This is a genomic window from Paenibacillus curdlanolyticus YK9 (assembly GCF_000179615.1).
Taxonomy (GTDB): Bacteria; Bacillota; Bacilli; order Paenibacillales; family Paenibacillaceae; genus Paenibacillus_T; species Paenibacillus_T curdlanolyticus.
Window position 1 is genome coordinate 266363 of the sequence record NZ_AEDD01000003.1, and the last position, 24192, is coordinate 290554.

Here is a 24192-nt window from a genome sequence, read left to right on the forward strand (position 1 = left end):
GCGACGCCCACCTTGTATCCAGCAGATCGGCAACGTATCGGCCCTTCCCTCCCGCTTCTTTCATCGTCCAGACCTTAGTGAGATCATTACCATCTATGCCGGTGGCACTTAGCTTCACGGTTACTTGAATGACCTGAGCATCTGGTGCAGTGCTCGCATTAGTCACAATTGTTTCGCCAGCATAAAAATCTTTTGGATTCGCGCTTGTCTCATGGCCTTTTTGATCATGTATCGCCTTCCAATCACTTGTGTGATGAACGTCTGCGTCAATACTAAGAGGAAGTACCTTAATTGACTTTGTTTCAATATCTGTTGCTTGCCCGTCATCAACCAACAATGTAACCTGATACGTTCCAGGTGTTGCAGCTGAAACTTTCGGATCGTCTGAGAAAGTTAATTTTGTCTTGGAAGGGGTCACCACTGACCATAGTGACGTTAGTACATCGCCATCCGGATCGGATGATTGATTCGTTATGGTCATGTCATCCCCCTCCCAAATAGGCTTTGGCCACCAATCGAATGCTGCCTCCGGTGGTTGATTCGTTTCTATATAGAAGTATTTCGGATCACTCCACTCGCTCCAATCAAATCCATCGTAAACTCGAACAACGACGTACATGTTTATTTTTTCTGGCAATTCGGCATTAGGGACGAACGTATTATCGGATCCCGTTCTTGTGTTCGTATCAGCCTGCAATATCCCTCCGTAGCGATAGATCCTCATTTGGAATTGCTTCTGAGCGTCCCCATCCCCGTCGTTATACGACCACTTAAACACAGGACGCGTTACATCGAATTTCGTTGGTTTGGACTGATCATTGCTATTCGGCGTATTGATAGTTGCCTCCGGAGGACGATTATGAATGGAAACTTGCAGTTCATATTGCGCTGATACTCCCTCTTTATCCTCAACAACTTGCCTTATGTTGAAAGTACCCAACGAGCTAAATGTTTTCGTCCAACTCGTACGGGATATACTCTGCAGCGTTTCGGTTGACATCGCGGTCAGGTTGCGCATGTAATATTCATGGACTACATTTTCACGGCCTCCATCTTCTTTATCGTAAGCCAAAGAATTAAACGTTACGGGAACGCCACGAAAGGTATTAATGTGCGAACTCGTAAATCCAGGCACAGGCGACGTATTTGAAGGCGCAACTTTATCCGCATCGAGGCTAGCGACAAAGTAATCGCTCCACGCGCCATACTCATCACGGACAGCCATGCCGATTTCATAGCTTCCCGTCTCCTGCGGCGTAACAAGCTTTTCCTTCACCATCTTGCCGCTTGGGGTGATGTAATAGAACTTTTTCTCTAGTACGCCGCGCGTTTTGAAATAATCAATGCCCGTTGCCTCTGTTGAATAAGTCGAAGCGTTCAAATAGCGATCGGGATCTCGGCTGAAATCGGTCCATGCGATTTTTCCATCGGCCTGCTGCTGTATCACAAAACGCGATACTGGCCGTCGGTGCACGATAACATCAGCCGTATACGTATTAGAAGCTCCGCGATAAGCAGCAAAGGACATATCCGCGTACAAGTGGTCGGGATGCGAATCGTCCGTCGAAGAGTAGCTGATTCGATATACGCCAACTTTATCAAATGCCCTTTGAGGCTTTGTATACGTTTTGCCATTCAAGGCGGATTCGCCTGAATTCCCGTCTCCTGCATCGAGAAACTTCTCAGCAATTTTGGTATACGTCCACTTGGTTAAAGCTTGTACAGCAGGATCGTTCTCCGGATCATTGAAATGATCGTTATAATTCACATCCCCGCCGACGATAGCTACATTACTGTATTGAGCTGATGAGGCTGTCGAATCCATGTCTGCATAGGCTATTGCCTTAAACTCCGTTCTTGGGATCTCTGCATAAGGCCCAAAATAGCCTTTTTTCAAATCCGCATCATTCGCATCGATCAAAGGCACCCCGTTTGCGTATACCTTATGCCGTTCATCTTGCGCGATGATCTTGATCGGGAGCCATGCACCTTCTGAAACAGCCAGAGGAGCGGCCTTTATGACAAAACGAGTGCCGTTGATGACCTTCACCAACCTAATGGTTTTTCTATTCCATTCAACCCGATACATGTTCTCGTTGTCGGCCATGCGGTAAGAAAAGCCAGCGTATAACTGATCCGTATCTACATCATTTAATCTCGCTGTGAACGCTAACTGTACATTGGAAAGATTGGTGCTCGACATGAGTTGGTTTTGTGAACCAATCGGGCTAGTATCACTTTTCAAAGCCGTTCCACTCATCCATGAAGTGATATAAAAATCGGCACCACTATTGCTGGAATACCGCATTTGAACCTCAACTGTGTCTTCTGTAACCAGCTTCATTTTTCGAATGTAGAGCGTACCGCTCGAGGTCGTACGATATCCATCGGTCGGAATCGCACCTAAGCTGCGCATTTGACCAGTCCGCACATCCAACGTCATGAGCGTGTTAACGCTATCGTGAAAATACATAAAACCATCGTTCGTAACCGGATGGGTCTCTGGCTCTGCAGCAGCAATCGCTTGATAGTTGTTGCTATTGGTCCATAGCTGCGTCAGTGTTTCCCCAAATTTATAGCCAATAATTCGATTGTTAGCCTGGTCTAAAAAAGCTACATAATCGTTAAACTGCGTCAGCAGCCTGTACTTTGGCCCGATGCCGGTTTGATTGATTACGCCAGTGGAAACATCCATCAGGCTCCAGTTCCCTGCCGCATCCGCGTAACGAAGCAAATATTTCTCGTCCTTGGATAACAGCCAGCCTACGCCGGGTGCATAGCTGCTGAATTCTGTATCCGCTATTTTTTTACTCGTATGCTGGGCTACATCAACTATAAAGATACCGTCGCTAATAGCCCCGCTGCTTCCAAAACGAAGCACGGAATACCGTCCAAAATAACTGCTTAGCAAACGTGCTCCGAACGCGCAGTTCAACGTTTCAATGCAGCCTCCTTTTGTTAACGTACCTGATGTTGAAGCATTGCTCCAAGGGTAGATGGTCAAATAGCTGCCATTGGAATCGGTAAAAGGCTTAAAATCAAAATATGGGCCTGCTAACTTTTTATTTGCTTGGTCAGCTGTTGTGGTGTTAGAGGCTTGATAAGAATCCAAAATCGCGTATGGTTTGCCCGACGGATTTATAAAGCTTTCGATTGTGTAAACAGCATACTTTGTTGCCTGGCTTGTACGAATTAAAGTCACGACGATACCCTGATAAAGGTCGATAGCGCCAACCGATTCTCCGTACCAGCTATAGCCGTTTGAGGTTCCAAATCCTCTCGCAAAAATGAAACCATTCTTATTAAAGATCGGAATCGTAGGCGCGCCACCGGAAGCACTGTACATCGTATAGGCAAAATACCCATCGCCTAACATCAGGGCGTTGCTATAGATGTTATACTGATTGCCGTCATTGGGGAGGTGCGTTTCATCGCTTATATTGGTAGACTGCGATTCTGTAATAGCGCTTAGCGCTCGGTAAGTCGAATGCTCACCGCCAGTTATCGTGTAATCTCCTGCGTTATATGGAATGGATCCTAAAGCGCCGTTAGAATTTACAGACCATGCTTTGGGTTTGTCCTGATTAGAGACGTCTGTGTTCCTCCAATTTGTCGAGCTTACGATATCGCGGGTATTGATTGGAACCGGCACATAGAGCGGAGGCTCCGTCACGGTGGAGGACACCTCGAAAGATACGGTAGGCGAGTCGTTAACGGCCTCGACAACCGCTTGCTTGCATGCGCTTTTGCCCCAATCCTCAGTCGCGCAAATGGTATATCGATATTTACCGACTTTAGGATAGCTGTATTGGAATGCGTAGGTTGGCGAGATCGTCAAGCTTGTCTCCATCTCTCCGGCAAATGAACCATCATTGTTAGCGTCATAGGCGCGCTTGATTGTGACTGAGACGATTTTATCGCCATCCGGGCTAGTTGCAGTGCCGTTATAGGGATAAGTTACGTTTCGAACCACCGCAAGCGAGCCTTGCAAGTCCACTACCGGCGGTAAATCCTCCAAAACGGTGAGCTCGTGTTCCGCTGGAACCACAGATTTTAGCCCGATGCTGTCATAGACATCCACTCTGATCAATTCTTTGCCTGGAGTCGCATACATGCTTTTTCGGTTGATCCACTCGTCCTTCGAATGATCGATTGCGCGGCCAACGGGACTATAGCTCTTGTCAGCTTTAAATTGGGAAGGCAATGGTCGGCCCTCGACGACTTGGTTAGGTCCTTCGATGATGGCAATCGGGTTAGGAGGAACGACTCGTATCGTAGCAAAGGCGGTTGCTGAAGCACCAAATGCATCATGCATTGCAGCCGTAACGCTGTGCGTGCCTATGCTGTCCATCACAATGTTATTGTAAGACATCCAGCCTTCTGCATATTTGTTTGGAATCTGCTTCCCCCAATCGCTTGCGAAGTTAAAGCCGTCAAATGTGATTGTGTCGCCGTCAGGATCGGTTGGTGTTGGAATAGTTGGGTCTTGGATAACGACTAAGTTTAGCGTTTCTCCTTCAAGCACCTCTGTAACGGGCTTAAGCGGCTCGCTTGCGCGGACCCATGCGATTTTAAACTGAGGAGGATGATTGGCAGCAGGCCCCGTCACTTCCAGCAGCTTCGGACCGATCCAATTGCTGTCCCCGCAATCCGTTGTGATGATTTTCATATACACCTGATGCGTCCCTACCGATAGGACGGAAGGATACTGGCTAAAATCAAAATTGGTGTCTGCCTTTTGATTTTTGATGATTGGCGAGGTGTATACCATTCCGTTTCGTTCGATTTTCCATTGATGACCTTGATAGGTGCAGCCATTCAGTTGAACGTTAGTCGGCCTTAGTGCAAAAGAATCGCGGTATGCAATATGATCCGGTATGATTTCAAAATCGCCTGTGATTGATTTTGTTTTTTCGTAAAAGAAGGTTATGTAGACGTCCTTAGTTGTGGTTGTTCCATCTAAATAGACGTATGCGCTAGAGGTCGCAGTTATTGTATTCGAGTATCCGGTATACGAGACGCTTCTGCCGATTACAGTCCCGTAGCTATTGCTGTCTGCTTGGTGGGTGTGCGTGTACGGCAGAACAACCGCTGTAGTGGACTCTGCTGCTTGCACGTATGCTCCCGTTGGGCTTGATCGAACCATATGCCGCACATGCGTATGGCCTTTGTTGGCATTAGGATCGACGTCATAGACGTAATAGAGATAGAGGGTGTCAAATGTGCCGGTATAGGACGAAATGGCATATTCCCCAGCTGTCGGGCTCGTAAAGTTAGTTGGAGGAATTCCTGTTATTGTTTTGGCATAGCCAGCGTAGCTATAGCCTGTGGGGGCTGCGGTATGAGTTGACGAGTAGGCTTGATTTAGCTCGAGCACATCCTGACGATCTGTGAGGGTTGGAATTGGATTGCCGTTGCGATCAACATGACGGATGTGGGCGGAGCCGTTGGCGGATGTGCTTTCGTAGGTGACTTCAATTTCGAATTCGAGCAGGTAGGTTTTGGCCGACCATGAGGTTGTGGAGTCAATGTAGTAGGTGCGGCCTTGGACTGGGGCGGCTAGTGAGTTATCGGCGTCGTAGTCGAAAGTTTCAGTATTATAAGCAAGAATAAAAGGCTTGTGCGCTTTAATATAACCATATCCATCTTGTCCCTTACCAAAAAAATCAATGCTCACACCTCTTTGTTTGGGAACGGCACCAGTGATAGTAACAGAACTTGGTTCTAAGAATCCACGCCCAACTGTCTCTCCGTATACACCAATAAACGTGTCAGGCGGACTAAGCTTGTCTGACCAAGCCGCTGCTGAACCATCAGAATAACGTAATTGCGGAGGTAATATCTGACCATTATCCGCTGTGACTGGAAAATAGCCCGGTGCCTCTGAGATACCATTAAGATGAGTAGAAGTGCTTGCAGTAAAAGAAAAAGTACCTAGATCTTCTCTCGCCGTAATCCACTTTTTACCTGAAGAATCACGCCATATTGCATGATACATATGAGATTCACCCTGTGCAGTTAGTGCAATTGACTCACCATTTATAGCATCTATATTTATTTTTTTTGTAGCTTCATCATATACCCCAAGCTGTCCCTTATTAAGATTGTTTTTCGTAACAGTCCAAGATTTCACTTTATGATTCGCAATTTGAGGAACTGATAACGACAAGCTCCTCACATAATTTTTATCAAACTTTTGATATCCCGGCATATTTGAAGACAATATAATAGTAGAAGTGATCGGTGCACTACTAGTAGCGAAACTATTGATGGGAACGAGCGTCCAAAATACTGAAAACAATATAAGTAAAGCAGGTAACTTCTTCATAATTTAGCACTCCTTATTTCGTGAACAGACGTCCTTCGTTAGACAGTTCGAATGACTTGGGTACATTCCAATCAAAGTACCAAAGTCTCCAATTCTTTTCTCTCTTCTCTTGGAAATCTTTTTTACTAATCGTCATAAGATGCCACGTTCTCACCTTATTAATCTTTTCTAGTGACAAGAAGTTGATGGCTCCTATTGGAGAGTTACCCGATGGTATCCCCGCTCTTACAAAGTACGGATTACCAATCAAGTTATAAGTGTATACTCGAGTACGTGTAGGTGTTATCTTAGTGTTTTCCAACTCGATTTTCATTGCAATCAGATAATCATCATCTCCTGCCTTACCATCTATCTTTTGCAAACTGGGAACCCACCCCCGATAAGGGCTATTCTTATCCGACAAATCAATAATCAAAATCTGCTCAAACGTCCCCTTCACCGTATACGAAAAATCATGCGTCTGCGGCAGCGGGTTCATTTTGCCTCCCCACATCGTTTCGATGTTGGTGTGGTGATAAGCGACCTCAGCGTATGATGCTGCGCGTTTGTCGACCTTGAGCGCACCGCCTTTGCTCAGCGTTAGCAGCCGATCCGTCATGACTACCGCTTCCGCTCGCGTGGCATTTTTATCCTTTCCCAAATCGCCGTTGGCGAGGCCTGTAATGAGTCCGCGCTTCGTAGCCTCGTACATAAGCAAGTCGTTCGAATCTTTGCCAGTCCGAAGCGATGCGTTCGAAGCTCTGGCAACGATTTTCGCAATCTCCATACGTGTAATGGCATGGTCGTAATTGCCGTTATAGTCTTTCGTTTGATGAATGCCCGCTGCTACGGCAGCATTAACGTATGGAACATACCATTTGCCCGTCGTGTCTTTAGTAGACAATCCCATAACATTCACGACCATTTTCATAAACTCCGCGCGAGTAATGCTGGCATTTGGCTTAAACGTGCCATCGGCGTAGCCGTTGGCATACCCTAGCTGAATCATTTTCAAAATGCTTGATTCCGCCCAATGTCCTGAAATATCTGAAACCGCCGGCGCAGCCTCCGCCACCCGATTCAAACGAACATATTCAATGCTTCCGAACAGCAGCACGATCGTACAAACCGCAACAACCCAACGCTTCAACATAAACCATCATCCCCTTTAAAATGCGAGGAGGCTGCGCCCCTCAGTAATAAATTCTAGTAATTCCCATACTAACATCTTGAATGGAAACTGCGAAGCAGATTTTTACATTGTTCGACATTTCTTCCTCCTTCTACGCACAAAAAAAGCACCTGCTCGCATCCGCCTGTAAAATACAGTCGGTCGCAAGCAGGTGCTTCCTGCCCGTTCCTATTTAATGGCTCTATTATAATACCATTACGAATGATCGGCAAGTCTAATCATTAGCCTATCGCATCGCTTGCGTCAGCAAGTCCGGATTCAACGGTTACGCCCGCCAAATAACGGAGCTCCAGCGCCTCGGGATCGCCTGACTCGGGCATAAACGCCACTTCGCGAACGTAGGAGCGGCTAACGAGTTTTTGCAGCACGAGCGATAAATCGACATGGAGGTCGATGAAAGTCGGATGGTTCTGAAGCTCCATCACGCTCCACGGCTCCTCTCTGCTCGATAAAGTACGAAGCAGCAGGGAGCAGCAGGCTTTCATTTTGCTCATGACGGAGAACTCGCAAGCGAGCATAACCAACTGAACTCGCTGCTCCAAAGTCTCATGGCTCGTCGTAAGCTCCTCGTACAGCTTATAGATGCCAGGATGAACCCGGCGGATCTGGCGCCATACGGTAAGCTCGGGGTGATGCCCTTCCTCGATCAGGACAATATGCGCCCATAAATGCAACCCCGCCAACACATTGGAGTAGGCATCCAGAAGGTTGCCATCCCTCAAATCCTGTTTGGCCTGAAGATACGTGCGAATATACGATGCAAACTCTATAAAACGCTTCTGTTCTCGTAGCAATTCCGGGAACTGCAAGAGGGTTTGACGAATGTTCTGCAGGTAATCATTACGGTCAATGAGCAGCTGTCCCCGCTCAAGCCATTGAATGATGCTGCGATTCTCGCCGCCATATATCCAACGTCGAAGAAGCTCACGATCGACGGTACGAACGAGTACGCGTTCACCGTCAATACGCAAATGTTCGGTTCGCCCCGAACGCTCCGCATGCTCCGTTATGATCAGAAGGAGCATATCCGCGCCGTCGATAAGAGGATTATAGGGAAACGGATTCTCGATGGCAGCCAGGCTGATTAGCCCCGTCTCTTCTTGATAACAATCTACAAAGTGCTGTTTGATATGTTCCACTTGAGGCCTCCATATAGCTTCGCCGCGTGGTTTCAGCTATAATATTAGTCTACAGTACTTTCTTTGTTCGACATGGCTCGGACCGATTCCTGCTAAAGTCACGTAAATCGGGTTCGACTTTTTCCGACAACTTTCGAGAGGGGTTCATTACGTGTTCTTCAAAACCGCTAAAATCAACGAATTTCGGCTATGGGGCTTGCTTTTCATGCTTGCGGGCATGGGTATGATGATTTTTGGAACCGCTGGCATCGTTTTCTGGGGAGGGGTCGCTGGTCGCATCTTTTCCGGCACATTCATGGTACTAGGCTCCATCCTGATGCTTGTCAGCGTAGGCATTTACTTCTGGGCAGGCATGATGTCCACTAGCGTCAAAACGATTGAATGTCCGGAATGCAATAAGCAAACCAAAATGATCGGCAAGACGGATCGCTGCATGTATTGCAAAACGAAAATGACGATCGATGCATCGCTCGCTACCGATCTTGGCGACGAGGACGAGCCATCCGCGGTAACAGGACCTTCAACGACGATTGCGCCTCCGCAGTCTTAAATAATGAAAATCCCTCTCGCCATTATGCCGCCGGCATTTTGGTGAGAGGGATTTTTGTATCCAATGAATGATAGCTATTTCTTATGGTTTGTCGCCTTCAATGTTTGATCAATCGTTGTCCAAATCGATTCCGCTTGGAATGCGCGCTGCCATGTTGCCACGCCAGCCAAGCCGTACTTATGCATCAACGCTATGCGAGCTTTGATCGAATAATCATCCTCCAGCCAAATGCGCTGCTTCGCTCCATCCTCCACATACTCGACATAACGCTGGCCCGCCTCTTCGTCTAATACAGGCTTAAGCTTATGTTCCTTCACAATGTCCGCTGCCTTCTGCATCCCAATCGCTTTTGAGCTAACCTTATCGTCTTTCTCGGTCCACAACCGCGTATACAGAGGCATGGATAGAACCAGCTTATTCGCAGGAACATCATCTTCTTCTAAAATACGAGCAATCGATTCTTCCGTCCACGACAGCGATGCAACCGATCCCGCTTCGGGACTCGTCGCCCAATGCTCGTCATAAGCCATTAGCATCATATAATCCACAATCTTGCCAAGCGACTTGCGATCAAGAAACATAGACCACGTAGGACTAGTCGATTTGGGTGATACATCAATCGAAACGACGAGCCCTTGTTCATGCAGCAATGGCGTCAGCTCTCGCATAAACTGTACGAGGTTGGCTTTATCGGATAAGTTCACATTTTCAAAATCGATGTTGATTCCCTGCAGGTCATAAAGCTGTGCGAACGCGAGCAGCTGCTGAATCATTTTGAATCGCGTCTCGACCGTCGCTAAAGCTTTAGTTGTACGCTCTGGCTCAAATCCGTTGCTGAACAACGCCCACACCTGCATGCCACGCGCATGCGCCCATTGCACATATTTGGCTGAGGCTTTGCTCTTGATCTCGCCTGAGCCGTTCTGCAGCTCGAACCATGTAGGACTAACGACGCTCACGCCCGGCATTGGACCAATCTTCGATGTGACCGTCGGATTGTCATAGACAGCTTCCCACGTCAAATTCAGCAGCCCGCCTTCTAGTTTAGGTGCAACAAATGGCTTAGGCTTGTCCGGCATTGGCACCGTCTCTGCAGCAGCTTGATTAATCTCTGTGGCACGAACATAACCGACTGCGCCATCCGGCCCTTGCGCGATATACCACTTGGGATTCGACGGCTCCATTTTCCATATTCGAATCAAGCTCGTTCCTTCCACCTGCTCCACAATCGGAGCTCGAATGGATGCCTTCGTCCGGATAGCAGCCCCCTTAGCAGGGTTAGTCGGCTTGCCGCGATCTGCGGCATCCCCTGCTTGAAGCAGCGTTACCGTGCCGCTATCGGGCTTGTACTCGACTTGAAGCCCGTACAATTGAGTTAAAGGCGCTACTGGCAAATACACATCCTTATCCCGTTTCTCCGCTGTCACTCTAAGCTCATATGGCTTGCGGTTGAGCGTAGCAGTCAGCTCATCCGTCTTCATCCGAAGCACGTGGTCGGACGTCGTTAAAATAATGGAGCCGCTGGCTGATTCATAACGGATCGGCCCGTTCTCTCCCAACACCTGCTTCAGTGCCTTCAGCGGCAGCTTAAGTTCATCGCCATCCATGATTGCATCTTGATCCAGCCGCTGTCCTTGGTAAAACAGCGCGAAAGGACTCCCGTAATCCGGCTTAACATGCGTCGTGTTCGGCTTGCTGGTCATCCATATGATGCTGCCGCCTATTATGAATCCTATGATAAGGAGTAAACTGAATAATAATGCTGGCCCGCGCCGACGACGTCTGCGTTTGCCGATGCGAATACGAATCGTTTCCATCCTACCACACTCCTTGTTTTTCCCTGATGTGCTGGCCTTTACGCCATATCACCGCAAATAAAAACGTGCAGCGGGAAGACAGGCCTCCTTCTGCACGTAATCGCGCATGCTATTATGAACGAATCGATGGGATGAAAAGTTCCAAAACTTTAAGTTAAACACTTATCGCAAACGCCGTAAATTTCCATGCGATGTCCTTCGACAGTAAAGCCCGTAGTCTTAGACGCTGCACGCTCCACCTCGAGCAACGGCGGATATTCAAAATCGACAATTCGGCCGCAGCATTTGCAAATGGCATGATAATGATCCGACAAATCCGCGTCAAACCGGCTGGATGCATCGCCATAGGTCAACTCGCGTACGAGACCCGCTTCGACGAACAGACGCAGATTATTATAAATAGTCGCTACGCTCATGCTCGGGAAGCTTGGCGATAACGATTTATAAATCTCGTCGGCAGTCGGATGAGACATCGACCCCATCAAAAAGCTCAAAATCGCGTGACGCTGAGGAGTCATCCGGACGCCGTTATTTTTCAGTTGTTCTAGTGCTCTCTCGACGGTGGCACCCATACCCCTTCACGCCTTTCTGGCTTCATTACAATCATTGTACGTTCAGATTTAAGTTTTTGTCAATGAAAGCGCACGTCAAGTCAACCGAAATCTCCTAGCAACTGGAAGGCTATTGCGCTGCGAATGGAGAGATTACGATGTTGCTGTTTGCGTTCACATAAACGCGATGCTGTCCGGTACCGATCGTTCCGCGCACCGTTTTCTTGTTGACTTCAAGCGGCAAACCCGGCTCTACCTTGATGGTTCCAAACGTTGCCGAGCCATTCATTTCATAACTGCCATGGACAGGCAGCTTCAAGCGAACGTCGCCGACCAGCCCCACAATGTCCCAGTCACCGCCTACCATCGCGCTGCTTGCTTCAATGGTTCCGTTTAACGTATCCGCCTTTACGCTACCGTTCGCCTCTTGGATTTTGATCCCGCCGTTTTTCGTATCCGCCTCTAAATCTCCCTGTACTTGATTCAAATGTATGCTGCCATTCGAGGTAGATGCGTTTACATTTGCGCTCGCACGCGCAACCTCAATCGAGCCATTGCGAGCAGACACATCTACGTCGCCTTGAATATCCCGCAGCTGTACATTGCCGTTTACCATCTTGGCGGATACCAAGCCAGCAATGCCGGAAGCCAGCACCTGCCCATCGCTCACGGAGAGGGTTAAGTTGATTGGCGCTGTGAGTTGCGATACATTCACATCCCCACTGACAATCGTAACCTGAATATCAAGCGGAGGCTTTACAGCTATTTCCTCATCCGCATTTGGCGTTTCCTCATCGATTGGCTTATTCGAATGGATATCAGCATCCGACGGAGGCGTTGAGGTTGTCATTGCTGGCAATTCAGGTGCTGTAGGAACACTTGGGGCAGCATCCGCAATAGAAGGCGGCAAATAAACGACCAGATTGACCCGCGGTTTGCGCTGGCCATTGCCCCCAAAGCCCGCAGCTATTGTCTTAATGGTCGTCTCTTCCCCAGCTGTCAGCACCGTTTCCGTCCGTTCAGCAGCGGCGTCAGCCTCCGTGTGGTCACCGGAATCAATCCAAACGGTCGATTCAACAACGATCGTATCCACGCCTCCTCGCTCAATGCGTACCTTCCCGTTCGGATTATCGATTACGATTCGCTCCAAATCAGCTGTCGGCGCAGCCGAGACAACCGGTTTGACATAGCTAAAGCCCTTTTCTTCGCCATAATCGCCATAGCCGCTCCGTTCGGCTGCCCATTGATCCAACCAGCGATAAGGCAATTCAGCGTATTGCGTGACACCGTACGCCGTAACAGCAATGACGATGGCAGTCGCCACGCCCGAAACATCTGCGGAAGGCTTTCGCTCTTGACGATTTCGCCGCAAGGTCAGCATGAACAGCTCGAAGCCAAGCAGAATAAACAATGCTGGCCACCAACGCCCAATAAGTGCGATATCCTCACGGCCAGTCCAATGGTCAGCCAACAATAAGCCGCCAACAGATAACGTGAAGAACGCAGCCGTCCATCGTCCAAGCCAAAAAGGTCCATCGCCCCGACGACGCCATGCAAGCCAGCACGACAATAAGAGCAGCAGCAGCGGCGCCCCGTAATTTCCAGCAGAGTCCAGCGTATAGCGCAGCTCGTCCGGCATTAGAAAAAGAATCAACAGCAGCAAGCCGGCTGCCATTAAGCCAGCCGCTCCCCACCGCCATTGTCGCCAAGTCCGATCCAGCTTTGATGCGTCGCTTTGGCGTTCCTGATCTTCCTCTAGCCGCTCGCCGTCATTGGCTCCAGCTCCCGTAAGCTGCAGGACATCGAATACGCCATAAAAATAGATGACAGGTATCGCCATGCCCAGATAAACGATCAGCAGTAAATGCTTCCCGCCTGCCGCATCGGCAAGCCGTACGATCGATGCAACATCTAGCGCAGCAAGCGCCATCAGCAGCAAGCCACGAGGATACCGTCCGATAACCAAATGCCCAGCACCAGGCACAAAGCACGCGCTGAGCACAGCTAGCCATCGAATCACAGAAAATCTGCCGGTCGATTGATTCGTTCTTGTCATTCTGTACTTACACCTCTTACCCCGTCCACATCGTTAATATCATTGACCAAAAGCAGGATCGACTGCTGTTTCGGCAGTGTTACGTACATTTGCACGGTTACCCGCCCGTCATGCACCTCATTTTGGTCGTTAACAACGATTTTACGAACGATAATGTCCCGATCCTGAAGAATCGTATTCATCGCTTGCAGAAGAACGGCGCGATCATCCGCATGAATGCGAAGCAACTGCTCCTTCTTCCCCTTCAAGAACCGTTTCTCCAGCTTGTTCATCGCCCATAAAATAAAAAATACCGATATCGTGGAAGCTAATGCCGCTAAGTAAAACCCCGCTCCTACCGCAAGGCCGATCGCCGATACGACCCATAACGACGCAGCCGTCGTCAGCCCCGTTATCGATTTTCCAGTAAACAGAATCGTGCCTGCCCCAAGAAAACCGATGCCCGTAATAACCTGCGCCGCTAAGCGTGCAGGATCCAGCCGTACGTTCGGTTGGTTCGCAAAATCGCCAAAGCCGTACATGGACAGCATCATAAGCAGACAGGAGCCAAGGCAGACGAGCGTATTCGTCCGCAATCCCGCCGCATGGTTAGACTGCTCTCGCTCAAAGCCGATCAGGCCGCCAAGCAACAGCGCAAGGCCCAACCGCAGCAGCATATGAGTGGGCTCGATAAACCAAGGGCTTGTCATTTCATTCGTCATTCGCATCCGCCCCTTCGATTTAAAAATGATTGTATCATATTGTATGCGACTCCAGCACTAAACCCAACATCGTTTATAAAAAAGCAAAAAAGAGACGGCACATGGCCGCCTCTTCCTTCGATTTTACAATTGGCTCAAAACGTCCACGAGCAGCTTGTTCGCAAGCGCCGGATTCGCTTTGCCTTTGGATGCCTTCATCACTTGGCCAACAAGGAAGCCTACTGCTTTCTCCTTGCCCGCTTTATAGTCGGCTACCGATTGCGGGTTCGCTTCTACGATTTGTTCCACGATCGCTTTGATCGCTCCCTCATCGCTGATTTGAACGAGCCCTTGCTCCTCTACGATTTGCTGCGGCAGCTTGCCGGATTCCAGCATCGACTTAAAGACGGTCTTCGCGATTTTACTGTTGATCGTCCCTTTGTCTAGCAATCCGATCATCTCGCCCAGCCCCTGCGCCGTCAGCTTGATCTGATCGAACTCCAGGCTGTTGGCATTCAAATAGCCAAGCAGGTCGCCCATAATCCAGTTGGAAACGGCTTTCGCATCCTTCGTGTATTGCAGGCTCTCTTCGAAGAAATTCGCCATCTTGATCGAAGATGTCAGCACTTCCGCATCATACGAAGGCAGCTCGTATTCCGCAACATAACGCGCCTTGCGCGCATCAGGCAGCTCGGGAATCGAAGCTCGAACGCGTTCTTTCCATTCCGCATCGATATTCAACCGAACGAGGTCCGGGTCCGGGAAATAACGATAGTCATGCGCTTCTTCCTTGCCGCGCATCGAGAGCGTTTTGCCCTGCGCCTCATCCCAGCGGCGCGTTTCCTGCACGACCGTACCGCCGCTGTTCAAAATTTCGGCCTGACGCCATTGCTCATATTCCAAGCCGCGCTGAACGCCGCGGAACGTATTCATGTTCTTCAGCTCGGCTCTAATGCCGAATTGCTCTTGTCCATAAGGACGAAGCGAGATGTTCGCGTCGCAGCGCATGCTGCCCTCTTCCATTTTCACGTCCGAAACGTCGCAATAAAGCATAATGGCACGGATTTTCTCCAAATAGGCTTTTGCTTCCTCTGGCGTACGGATATCCGGCTCCGAAACGATCTCGATGAGCGGCGTGCCGACACGGTTGAAGTCTACGAGCGAAGCATAGCCGCCGTCGACGTGCGTCAGCTTGCCAGCGTCTTCCTCCAAGTGAACGCGCGTGATGCCGATGCGCTTCGTCTCGCCGTTTACTTCGATGTCGATCCAGCCGTGCTCGCCGATCGGCTGATCGTATTGCGAAATTTGGTACGCTTTAGGGCTATCCGGGTAGAAATAGTTTTTGCGGTCAAACTTGCTCACGTCCGCAACCTGGCAATTCAGCGCCATCGACGCTTTCATCGCATATTCTACCGCTTGGCGGTTCAATACCGGCAATACGCCGGGATGACCGAGGCAGATTGGGCAAGTATGGGTGTTCGGCGGCGCGCCGAAAGCAGTCGAGCATCCGCAAAAGATTTTGCTATTCGTATGCAGCTCGACGTGCACTTCCAGCCCGACGACCGTTTCGTATTGGGTCGACATCGTTTATCCTCCTGCTTGTGGAGACCGCGGATGGTGCGGCGCTACGCGTGTGGCATTATTCTTACGATCGCTGTTGTCATCAGATTGTATGAATTTGTAAGACCATTACAAGGTAACAATCCGATGACAAAGGCGACCACTTCGTTTCTTCAGAACAATGCCACCCGCTTCGCGAGCTACGTCCAGCCGTCGATTTCACTTTTCTTATTTGGGTGAATGCAAATGCGTCGATTAAAAAAATCTCCGCAAATATAGGTTACTGTTACAGCTGTGGCCGTGCTTTATGGAAATCGGTGTGCTGCTCGAACGCATGCGCTGCGCGCAGAACCGTAGATTCGTCGAACGATTTGCCGATGATTTGGAGACCGACCGGAAGTCCGTCTGCAAGTCCGCATGGGATGCTAACTGCCGGAACGCCTGCGAGGCTGACCGGAATCGTCAAGATGTCGTTCAGGTACATCGTCAGCGGGTCGCCGACCTGCTCGCCGATTCGAAACGCTGGTGTCGGAGCCGTTGGCCCGATTAGCACGTCGAACTTCTCGAACGCTTGATCGAAGTCGCGTTTAATGAGCGTCCGAACCTTTTGCGCCTTCAAATAGTAAGCATCATAATAACCGGAGCTGAGCGCATAGGTGCCCAGCATGATACGACGCTTCACCTCTTGGCCGAAGCCTTCGCTGCGCGACCTGCGGTACAGGTCGATCAGGTTGTCCGGGTTGTCCGCACGCACGCCGTAACGTACGCCGTCGAAGCGAGCCAAGTTAGAGGATGCTTCGGATGAAGCAAGCAGGTAGTACGTTGCCACCGCATATTCCGTATGCGGCATCGATACTTCTTCCCACGTTGCGCCGAGGCTCTCGTAAACCCGAAGCGCTGCAAGCACGGCTTCTTTTACTTTCGGATCGATGCCTTGTCCGAGGTATTCCTTCGGCACACCGATGCGCAAGCCTTTGACATCGCCCGTCAATGCGGACGTGTAATCTGGAATTTCAACATTCGCCGATGTCGAATCCATGCTGTCATATCCTGCGATGGCTTGTAGCACGTAAGCGGAATCTTCAACATTTTTCGTCAACGGCCCGATCTGATCAAGCGACGAAGCGAATGCAACCAATCCAAACCGCGATACGAGGCCGTACGTTGGCTTCAGGCCAACGATGCCGCAATACGCTGCCGGCTGGCGGATCGAACCGCCCGTGTCCGAGCCAAGCGAGAAGTATACTTGTCCCGCTGCAACGGATGCCGCAGAGCCGCCGCTGGAGCCGCCCGGCACATATTCCGTATTCCACGGGTTGCGCGTTGCATAGAAGCTTGAATTCTCGTTCGAGCCGCCCATTGCGAACTCGTCCATATTCAATTTGCCGATCGTAACCGTCTGCGCCGCTTTCAGCTTCTTCGTTACTGTAGCGTCATAGATCGGATCGTAATTGCGCAGGAATTGGCTGGCGCAAGTCGTAGTCAGCCCTTCCGTCACGATATTATCCTTAATGCCCGCAGGCAGCCCGAACAACAGGCCTCGTTCGCCGCCCTCTTGCAATTGCTTGTCCAGCTCAGCCGCTTGCTTGCGCGCGCCTTCCTCGTTCAACGTAATAAACGCTTGAACAGCAGGCTCGGTCTGGGCAATGCGCTTATAGGATGCCTCCGTCAGCTCAGCAACGGACAGCTCCTTATTATTCAACTGGTTATGTAAATCCTGTAGGCGTAAATCAAACAGTGCCAACAGTCGTTCCTCCCTTCGTATGTGAAACCCGCCAGCTGCTACTCGAGCACCGCCGGTACTTTGAATTGGCCATCCTCTTCATCCGGTGCATTGCGCATCGCTGTCTCCAGCGGCACAGATGGACGCACCTCGTCCGCGCGCGTGACGTTTGCAAGCGGCAATACATGGCTCGTTGGCTCAACGTCATCCGTGTTAAGCTCGTTAAGCTTCTCGGCATACTTCAAAATCGCGTTCAGCTGCCCGGTGAAGGTTGCTCTCTCTTCGTCGGTCAATGACAATCGTGCCAGCTTGGCGACATGATCGACATCATTCGTCGTAATACTCATCGTAACTCTCCTTCCATTTCTTGCAGTCATTCTTCATATTATAGCCGATGGCGGATAAAAAAAGAAGGGTGCCCCATCCTGGGAGCACCCTTGCAAAAAGCTACCTTAACCGATCAAATCCACGCTTTCAAGCGGATTTGACGAACGAAATCTTCGGGACTTTGCGTTTCCTCAGCCGCTTCTTCTACCGGCTCTTCCTGTTCGCCGCCATTCATAATATGACGGAACAGCTCCTCGTTGCGCGTCAACAAAGCGTAGTCGATCAACGCCTCGCGTTCAATCCGGTCAACCTCGAGCTTCACCAATACTTCTTCCCGTTCGACATCGTCGCCCGGAACAAGAAAATTACGCCCCGCCTTCGGCACGCGCACGACATATTCAAACACGTTGTCCGCATTCCGATCATAAGCGATCACATAACCGTACTCCCCTATGGGGAGATTTTGTTCGAAGCGGTCATCCACAATGATAACCTTCTCGCCCAGCTTCAGCATCCTACTTCGCCTCCCCGTTCTAGCTCCCGTTAACTTCGTGCTTCTATCCTACTAAAAATTAATAGGGAAGTCCAATCAGGAGTCATGGAATGGGAGGAAATGTTTCACGGAAGCGCTTTGCGCCTCAATAGAAAACTAGCAATAGCAATGAGCATGGCGATTCCGCAGAACGTTTCAATGAGCACGACAGCGCTTTGTTCCGAACGTATCCCTTGAACTAGTGACCCGGCAATTCCCGGCAACGCGCCTGGCTGCCAGATACGAGGGAACAATGATGACGCGAGCGAGAGCACTATCGTCAGGGCTAATGTTGCAAAAGCTGCGCCAGCCGCACTGCGAAGCAGCGTACTGAACAGTACGGTTATCGATACTACGAGTGATAGCCATAGGCCATATGCCAGAAAACCCATAATAGCGTCAGCGGCATCAGGGCTCCCGATAAGCATTTCATCATAATACCAGCCCGCCCCGAATCCGATCGCATACGAAACCCACACGATGGACAAGGCCGATGCCCATTTCGCAGTAACGACCGAGAGACGGGATACCGGCTTCACCAGCGTAAAGGATGCTGTGCCGCTGGCAATCTCAGAGGATACCGTTCCCATAAAGGCTAGCACAACAATGAGTACGCCAAGCGTGCCAAACTGCTGCATCACTTGCGCTAGCGCCTCGCTTGGCGACGGAAGCGGAATCGAAATGACCGCGCCTTCCGGCAGGTTGCCGGCATGCTCCATGATCTGGGGCATAAAATAAGCGCTAACCGGCTGGCCGGCACCGAGCAGCGCGAATACGAGCGGCATCCAAACCAGCTTCATGCTCCGCCATGCTTCCAGCCATTCTTTACGGAATAAGACGATCCATACTGCCACCTGATCCCACCGCCTTCATAAATAAATCTTCCAAGGACGTGTAGCCTGCTTTAATTTGCGATACCTTCACGTCGTCCTCGGCGATCATCTGCATAACGCTTCGCCTCAGCTGGTCCAAATCTTCGCCTTGAATGACGAGCGCGCCATCTTGCATCGTAACGGAGGCGCCTCCCGCAATCATTTTGCTGCCGGCGAGCACGTCATGGCTCCAGCGAATCGAGCGGTCATCCTCCTCTTCGAAACGCAGCTCAATAATCGGTTGTCGGTACGCTGCACGCAACTCCTCCACTGTGCCAGCAATGGCAACCCGACCGGCTGCCATAATGACCACATCATCGCAAATCGCCTCGGCATCATGAAGCACATGCGTCGAAAACAAAATCGTCGTTTCTTCCTTCAGCTCCGTCATTAGCGCCAGCACATCGCGTCTTCCAATCGGGTCCAAGGCAGACACCGGCTCATCGAGAATGAGCAGCTTTGGACTGTGCACCAAAGCCTGCGCAATCCCAAGCCGCTGCTTCATCCCTCCCGAATATCCGCCAACGCGGCGGCGAGCCGCATCCGACAGCCCGACGCGCTGCAGCAGCTCTGCTGCGCGCGTTTTAGCCATTCGTCCGCTTAATCCGCACAGCTGTCCCGCATAGATCAACAGCTCCTCGCCGCTCATCCACCCGTAGTACGATGGCGTTTGCGGTAAATAACCAATATAACGCCGGATATCCTCGCCCGCCTTCTCGCCTTGAAAGTGAATTGACCCTCCCGTCGGTCGAAGCAGTCCGGTCAGCATTCGAATCGTCGTCGTCTTGCCTGCCCCGTTGGGCCCTAACAAAGCGACGCATCGCCCCTCGCGGATGGACAAGTTCAAATGCTTCACTGCGGTCGTGCCGCCGAACGTTTGACTGAGCGCATTCGCTTGCAGCAGCGCGCTCATCGCTGATTTTTCCGTCCGATCACGAAGAACAGCACGGGACCGACAATATTAATAAAGATGATGATCAATGCCCACATCCACTTCGGGCCTCTGGTGGACTCCGCACGAACTAACATAATAATCGCTACTACCATCAATATGACCTGGATCGCGAACAGCGGTGCAAGTACCTTAAACAATTCCGCGGTGCTCATTGTCATCTCTGTATTCATTGCCATCCCCCTTATCAATCGTTCACTTGTTATATTAGTAATATAACAGTAGATACACATAGTCGTAAAGCTTAATTTACGCCTCCGGCTCAAAAACAAAAAGCCACCCTGTCCACAGGATGGCTCTCTGCTCCTATCATTATCCATTTTAACGCTCGATCAACCGCTCCCCGGTACGCGTTAAAGCGCGCGGCGGCAAGCCGTCCGGTTGGACGACATAGCTGTTTTCGATGCCCACGACACCGATGCCCGGGAACGTAAATTTCGGCTCGACAGCGATGACCATTCCCGCTTCAAGCGGGATATCAAAGCCGTTTGCAAGCACAGGCCACTCATCGATTTCAAGCCCGATTCCATGACCAAGAAACCGGACCTGATCCGCGCCAAAGCCCATAAAATGGTCCGCCAGACCAGCGTCCGCCGCCATGCGCAGTGATGCGGCATACACCTCCGAGCAGCGCGTCCCAACAACGAGCAGACGCTCCGCTTCTCGCATGATTCGCTCTGCCGTTCCATAGGCGAATTGCAGTCTCTCCGACAACTGCCCGATAACCGCAGTCCGCGTCTGATCGATGACATAGCCGTCTATGCAGCAGCCCAAATCGATTAAGATCGGTTCGTCTCGGACGAATCGCTTCGTGCTCACGCTTTGCGGCGCTGCTGCGCCAAGTCCACGCCCACCGGCAGGCCCGTCAAAATAAGTCGGCTCGGCCGCCGCAGCCCCTGATCCAACCATGCCCGTCAGCACTTCCTGATTGTAGCCGCGCAAACGCATTGTACCGATATGCCCGCGAATTCGCAGTCCATACTCCACATGCGCAATCCACTCCAGCTCCGAGATTCCTTCTTTTAGCTCAGGCAACGCATCCTGAAGCGCTTCATCCAGCGCCAGTGCAGCTTGCTCAATCCGGGCAACTTCCCAATCTGACTTCACCATCCGAACGCGCCGAAGCAGCGCTGATGCGTCTTCGAGCAGTGAAGGCTGCTTGGGCTGGCTGTCTTGCTGGAGATCAGCCCCCGCCACGGTGGAGCTAGAAAAAGCTGAGGCGACTAAACCATTCAGCTTCAAGAACGTTGCAGCCGGCAGCGTGTCCAGATCCGCTCCGACCCGAGGAGCTACCGCACCACCGAAAAGGGTTGGATAGTCTCGGTTCAGCGTCGCCCCGAATCGGCTGAACGAGCCGAGCGAAACCGTATGAACAGAAGCTTCGCCTAAGGCGCGCTCCAAGCTTCGACGTGCATACAGCGTAGGTTCGCCAACAGCCGGGACGAACAAATAACCGCTTTGCATCGTTCCCGTCCAATATAGAATGCCTATGTTATGCGTGATGAGGACGGCATCCAGTCCTGCTTCATTCAGCGCTTGCTTCAGTCGCGCTACCCGCTGATCGATTTCCGCGGATGGCACCGTCGTATACGAGTCCTGCAAACCCATTCCTAATCAACTCCGTTCCTCACATTCCCCCATTACATCAGGTTTCGCCTCCTGCGTCAATGAACGAGCTCAGCCGCCCCCTTCACATACCAATCGATTGGTTCAATCGCCCGGAATGCACGAGGATAGTGAAGATGAATAATGAGCACTACGCCCGGCTGCTCCAGCGTTACCTCATACTCGTATGCCGCATTCCGATAGGTATAAGGAAAAGTGCGATCCCCATTCACGACCTCAAAAACAACGACCTCGACCCTCTCTCGCAAAAATGAGTTCGGCAGCGGCGCAAGCGCGTCGTCCAGCAGCAAGTTTGCTTGCAAATAACGCTGCGCCTCGGCTTCCGCCTCAGTTGGATCAATCCGAATCCGCCCGCTCGCAAGCTCGCTCATGTCAATCTGCTGAGCTGCCGCATGCGCAGCTCGATTGACCGCATGCTTGCCCTGGAACAATGCCTTCATCGCCATTTCCTCGTCCATCTGCTGGCCTTGCGCCGTCGTCCAGACGACAGCCATAAGCACGAATAACAACAGCTTCTCCATCTACACACCTCGCCACATCTATCGCTGCGTGTCTTACCCAATTTTACGGAACAAACTCGCTCATTTTCATGCCCGTTGCCCGCATTCGCGCGTCCGCTGGAGGCGGCTCGATTCCAACCAGCCGATCGATGGCAAACAGACCGTCATACGGATAACTGACCGTAAGCGCAAGTCCTATGCCGCGCAGCACAGGCGCCGAAGCACTCGTGGCGATACTGCCGTCCGTCGATGTTACGTCGTATTCGATGTCATCCGGCCTCAGCCCTATCGCTGCAAGCCGCTGCTTGGATTGATTGATCATCGTCGCATCAATATAACCGTGGCTGCCGTTGGCGCCGACCTCCAGCAAATAATCCGCCTCTTGCTGCAGCGCCGCTTGCCTAACGATCAGCACATGCTTATAGATCGGCGAGAACATCATCCAGCACAGCAGCCCTGCAAACAGTACAAATATTAAAATGCTTCGCATCATCCATCTCCGTTATCACACGCCATATGTCGTCACCGACTATGGGCTCATCCGCCGAATCGAGCCGCCCATATGCTCGCCGCTCTGTTTCAGCTGCTCCGTGGCGCCATCATTTCCTCCGACCACCTGCTCATAGATTAAAACGACGGTGATCAATAACAACACGGTCATTAACAGCGCCCTCATTGACACCGTCCCTTTCCATCAGCATTACGGCTTCAGCGTGCTGATTTTCGTATTCGCATTCGTTCCTTGCGTCAAAATCTGCTCCTTCGTGCCAGTCTGGTCTGCCGATATTATCGTATTGAACATGACGATGACAACTACGATCATCATGACCGTAATTAAAATATTGCGCATCCTTTCACCTCCTTTACGTTAGCGCTCCAACATTGCACTCCTCTCGGCTCAGCTGCCTAGCGACTCAAACAGCTTCTGCCCTTCCCGCACCCAAGGATAAATAAACACCTGAAACGTGTAGAGGATCGGAATGCCCGCGACTACAAACAACGCATAGGAGGTCGTCTCCTTGCGGCTCTCTTTGGCAAGCTCCAGCTTCTCCTTATAATCTTGAATGCGCTGGCGCAGCAGCGAATAAAACTCCTCGCTTTCATGAAGCCTCAGCGAATCGAGCGTTTCGACGAAGCTGGCGCCATCCTCTGTCCCCAAGCGAAGCTTGAAGCGGCGGAGCGCTTCTTCGGCATCATGGTACCATTCCGCCAGCAGCCGCTGCATATCGCTTTGCAGCACCTTGGCAAATGGAACGCACCGCGACAGCTTCGTGTGCAGATGAAGATTGGCTCCAGCAAAATACAGCAGCTGATTGCTAATGACATGCACTTCTTTCGTAATGCGCTGCGCCCTTACGCGATGAATCGAGCGGAGCCATGCCAGATCAAACCGACAGATGAGAAACAACGCTGCCCCTCCGCCAAATAAAGCAATCGGCGGCCAGCTCTTGGCTGCCAATAGCCACCCTATGCTCGCCACCCCCGCCAAAACCGGCATCGCAACAAGAGCGATCCGCCGACAAGCGATGTACAGCGCTGCGTCGCCATCGAAACCGCAGCCGCCTAGCAGCGCTTCCCGTTCTACAAATACAGGATGCGCCCGAGATAGTCGAAGCCGCTCAAGCCAGCGATCGGACATGGAAGCGGTCGTCCAACGCAAGCCAGTGAGATGCGCCCATCGCGGCGGTCGTTCCGGCACGAATCGAAGCAGGCTGGACACGGTCCAGAAAAGCACAATAAATTGCAGCACAGCGCCCGCTCCCAGCGTCAGTTTGCTTACCCATTCATTGGTTGCCAAGCTGCTCCTC

The 24192-nt window shown here is 51.1% G+C and carries 21 protein-coding genes (1 of these 21 running past the window's edge); 1 reads left to right on the plus strand and 20 read right to left on the minus strand.

Features of this window, described 5'->3' with window-relative positions; all coding sequences use genetic code 11:
* The 3 genes from PAECUDRAFT_RS07090 to PAECUDRAFT_RS07100 all read right to left on the minus strand — a co-directional run.
* Positions 1 to 6328, minus strand: the 5' portion of a protein-coding gene (locus tag PAECUDRAFT_RS07090) for a glycoside hydrolase family 78 protein (RefSeq protein WP_006037430.1). 140 nt of this gene lie to the left of the window's left edge; the window shows 6328 of its 6468 coding nt (coding positions 1-6328); it begins with the start codon at positions 6326 to 6328; its stop codon lies off the left edge, out of view.
* A gap of 13 nt (positions 6329 to 6341) precedes the next feature.
* Positions 6342 to 7460, minus strand: coding sequence for an S-layer homology domain-containing protein (locus PAECUDRAFT_RS07095; RefSeq protein ID WP_006037431.1), 1119 nt, complete (start codon positions 7458 to 7460; stop codon positions 6342 to 6344).
* A gap of 260 nt (positions 7461 to 7720) precedes the next feature.
* Positions 7721 to 8638 carry a nucleotidyltransferase-like protein gene (locus PAECUDRAFT_RS07100; RefSeq protein ID WP_006037432.1) on the minus strand — a complete coding sequence of 306 codons (918 nt, stop codon included), beginning with the start codon at positions 8636 to 8638 and terminating at the stop codon, positions 7721 to 7723.
* A 151-nt stretch (positions 8639 to 8789) separates the two neighbouring features.
* Between PAECUDRAFT_RS07100 and PAECUDRAFT_RS07105 the strand changes: the two genes are divergently transcribed.
* Positions 8790 to 9188 carry a DUF2614 family zinc ribbon-containing protein gene (locus PAECUDRAFT_RS07105; RefSeq protein WP_006037433.1) on the plus strand — a complete coding sequence of 133 codons (399 nt, stop codon included), beginning with the start codon at positions 8790 to 8792 and terminating at the stop codon, positions 9186 to 9188.
* A gap of 74 nt (positions 9189 to 9262) precedes the next feature.
* Here PAECUDRAFT_RS07105 and PAECUDRAFT_RS07110 read toward each other — a convergent pair whose 3' ends face one another.
* The 17 genes from PAECUDRAFT_RS07110 to PAECUDRAFT_RS07185 all read right to left on the minus strand — a co-directional run bounded on the left by PAECUDRAFT_RS07110 (position 9263) and on the right by PAECUDRAFT_RS07185 (position 24182).
* Positions 9263 to 11005: a glycosyl hydrolase family 18 protein gene (locus PAECUDRAFT_RS07110; protein WP_006037434.1), complete on the minus strand. Its 1743-nt coding sequence runs from the start codon at positions 11003 to 11005 to the stop codon at positions 9263 to 9265.
* Between the two features lie 149 nt (positions 11006 to 11154).
* Complete coding sequence (gene perR / locus PAECUDRAFT_RS07115) at positions 11155 to 11577, minus strand: peroxide-responsive transcriptional repressor PerR (RefSeq protein ID WP_006037435.1); 423 nt, start codon at positions 11575 to 11577, stop codon at positions 11155 to 11157.
* 109 nt (positions 11578 to 11686) lie between these two features.
* Positions 11687 to 13612, minus strand: a complete 1926-nt coding sequence (locus PAECUDRAFT_RS24475) for a DUF4097 family beta strand repeat-containing protein (RefSeq protein ID WP_006037436.1) — start codon at positions 13610 to 13612, stop codon at positions 11687 to 11689.
* Positions 13609 to 14301, minus strand: coding sequence for an MgtC/SapB family protein (locus PAECUDRAFT_RS07125; RefSeq protein ID WP_040711878.1), 693 nt, complete (start codon positions 14299 to 14301; stop codon positions 13609 to 13611). Before PAECUDRAFT_RS07125 ends, PAECUDRAFT_RS24475 begins: the two co-directional genes overlap by 4 nt.
* A 135-nt stretch (positions 14302 to 14436) precedes the next feature.
* Entirely contained in the window at positions 14437 to 15876 is a 1440-nt protein-coding gene (gene gatB, locus PAECUDRAFT_RS07130) for an Asp-tRNA(Asn)/Glu-tRNA(Gln) amidotransferase subunit GatB (protein WP_006037438.1), read from the minus strand.
* A 262-nt stretch (positions 15877 to 16138) separates the two neighbouring features.
* Positions 16139 to 17596 carry an Asp-tRNA(Asn)/Glu-tRNA(Gln) amidotransferase subunit GatA gene (gene gatA / locus PAECUDRAFT_RS07140; protein WP_006037439.1) on the minus strand — a complete coding sequence of 486 codons (1458 nt, stop codon included), beginning with the start codon at positions 17594 to 17596 and terminating at the stop codon, positions 16139 to 16141.
* 38 nt (positions 17597 to 17634) lie between these two features.
* Positions 17635 to 17922: an Asp-tRNA(Asn)/Glu-tRNA(Gln) amidotransferase subunit GatC gene (gene gatC, locus PAECUDRAFT_RS07145; RefSeq protein ID WP_006037440.1), complete on the minus strand. Its 288-nt coding sequence runs from the start codon at positions 17920 to 17922 to the stop codon at positions 17635 to 17637.
* Between the two features lie 113 nt (positions 17923 to 18035).
* Complete coding sequence (locus PAECUDRAFT_RS07150) at positions 18036 to 18416, minus strand: hypothetical protein (RefSeq protein WP_006037441.1); 381 nt, start codon at positions 18414 to 18416, stop codon at positions 18036 to 18038.
* Between the two features lie 104 nt (positions 18417 to 18520).
* Positions 18521 to 19288 carry an ABC transporter permease gene (locus tag PAECUDRAFT_RS07155; protein WP_006037442.1) on the minus strand — a complete coding sequence of 256 codons (768 nt, stop codon included), beginning with the start codon at positions 19286 to 19288 and terminating at the stop codon, positions 18521 to 18523.
* The gene (locus PAECUDRAFT_RS07160) at positions 19260 to 20219 is read right to left on the minus strand and encodes an ABC transporter ATP-binding protein (protein WP_006037443.1); all 960 of its coding nucleotides are present in this window, start codon (positions 20217 to 20219) and stop codon (positions 19260 to 19262) included. Before PAECUDRAFT_RS07160 ends, PAECUDRAFT_RS07155 begins: the two co-directional genes overlap by 29 nt.
* Positions 20216 to 20431 (minus strand): PLD nuclease N-terminal domain-containing protein, encoded by a 216-nt coding sequence (locus PAECUDRAFT_RS07165; RefSeq protein WP_006037444.1) that lies wholly within the window; start codon positions 20429 to 20431, stop codon positions 20216 to 20218. The genes PAECUDRAFT_RS07160 and PAECUDRAFT_RS07165 overlap by 4 nt, the downstream gene beginning before the upstream one ends.
* A gap of 148 nt (positions 20432 to 20579) precedes the next feature.
* Positions 20580 to 21866, minus strand: a complete 1287-nt coding sequence (locus PAECUDRAFT_RS07170) for a M24 family metallopeptidase (RefSeq protein WP_006037445.1) — start codon at positions 21864 to 21866, stop codon at positions 20580 to 20582.
* Positions 21867 to 21922: 56 nt separating this feature from the next.
* Entirely contained in the window at positions 21923 to 22405 is a 483-nt protein-coding gene (locus tag PAECUDRAFT_RS07175; protein WP_006037446.1) for a hypothetical protein, read from the minus strand.
* A gap of 43 nt (positions 22406 to 22448) precedes the next feature.
* Entirely contained in the window at positions 22449 to 22877 is a 429-nt protein-coding gene (locus PAECUDRAFT_RS07180; protein WP_233516734.1) for a hypothetical protein, read from the minus strand.
* Positions 22878 to 22913: 36 nt separating this feature from the next.
* Complete coding sequence (locus tag PAECUDRAFT_RS26565; RefSeq protein ID WP_006037448.1) at positions 22914 to 23045, minus strand: hypothetical protein; 132 nt, start codon at positions 23043 to 23045, stop codon at positions 22914 to 22916.
* 39 nt (positions 23046 to 23084) lie between these two features.
* Positions 23085 to 23234: a hypothetical protein gene (locus tag PAECUDRAFT_RS26090; protein ID WP_006037449.1), complete on the minus strand. Its 150-nt coding sequence runs from the start codon at positions 23232 to 23234 to the stop codon at positions 23085 to 23087.
* A gap of 48 nt (positions 23235 to 23282) precedes the next feature.
* Positions 23283 to 24182, minus strand: coding sequence for a hypothetical protein (locus PAECUDRAFT_RS07185; protein ID WP_006037450.1), 900 nt, complete (start codon positions 24180 to 24182; stop codon positions 23283 to 23285).
* Positions 24183 to 24192: the final 10 nt, after the last annotated feature.

What these genes read in the sequence shown, in the direction of transcription:
- PAECUDRAFT_RS07170 (WP_006037445.1), bottom strand. Translation starts at nt 21,866, where the DNA reads ATGGGTTTGCAGGACTCGTATACGACGGTGCCATCCGCGGAAATCGAT.
- PAECUDRAFT_RS07160 (WP_006037443.1), bottom strand. Translation starts at nt 20,219, where the DNA reads ATGAGCGCGCTGCTGCAAGCGAATGCGCTCAGTCAAACGTTCGGCGGC.
- PAECUDRAFT_RS26090 (WP_006037449.1), bottom strand. Translation starts at nt 23,234, where the DNA reads ATGCGCAATATTTTAATTACGGTCATGATGATCGTAGTTGTCATCGTC.
- PAECUDRAFT_RS07180 (WP_233516734.1), bottom strand. Translation starts at nt 22,877, where the DNA reads ATGATGCGAAGCATTTTAATATTTGTACTGTTTGCAGGGCTGCTGTGC.
- PAECUDRAFT_RS07175 (WP_006037446.1), bottom strand. Translation starts at nt 22,405, where the DNA reads ATGGAGAAGCTGTTGTTATTCGTGCTTATGGCTGTCGTCTGGACGACG.
- PAECUDRAFT_RS07110 (WP_006037434.1), bottom strand. Translation starts at nt 11,005, where the DNA reads ATGGAAACGATTCGTATTCGCATCGGCAAACGCAGACGTCGTCGGCGC.
- PAECUDRAFT_RS07095 (WP_006037431.1), bottom strand. Translation starts at nt 7,460, where the DNA reads ATGTTGAAGCGTTGGGTTGTTGCGGTTTGTACGATCGTGCTGCTGTTC.
- gatB (WP_006037438.1), bottom strand. Translation starts at nt 15,876, where the DNA reads ATGTCGACCCAATACGAAACGGTCGTCGGGCTGGAAGTGCACGTCGAG.
- PAECUDRAFT_RS07125 (WP_040711878.1), bottom strand. Translation starts at nt 14,301, where the DNA reads ATGACAAGCCCTTGGTTTATCGAGCCCACTCATATGCTGCTGCGGTTG.
- gatC (WP_006037440.1), bottom strand. Translation starts at nt 17,922, where the DNA reads ATGAGTATTACGACGAATGATGTCGATCATGTCGCCAAGCTGGCACGA.
- PAECUDRAFT_RS07150 (WP_006037441.1), bottom strand. Translation starts at nt 18,416, where the DNA reads ATGCTGAAGCTGGGCGAGAAGGTTATCATTGTGGATGACCGCTTCGAA.
- PAECUDRAFT_RS07165 (WP_006037444.1), bottom strand. Translation starts at nt 20,431, where the DNA reads ATGAATACAGAGATGACAATGAGCACCGCGGAATTGTTTAAGGTACTT.
- PAECUDRAFT_RS26565 (WP_006037448.1), bottom strand. Translation starts at nt 23,045, where the DNA reads ATGACCGTGTTGTTATTGATCACCGTCGTTTTAATCTATGAGCAGGTG.
- perR (WP_006037435.1), bottom strand. Translation starts at nt 11,577, where the DNA reads ATGGGTGCCACCGTCGAGAGAGCACTAGAACAACTGAAAAATAACGGC.
- PAECUDRAFT_RS24475 (WP_006037436.1), bottom strand. Translation starts at nt 13,612, where the DNA reads ATGACAAGAACGAATCAATCGACCGGCAGATTTTCTGTGATTCGATGG.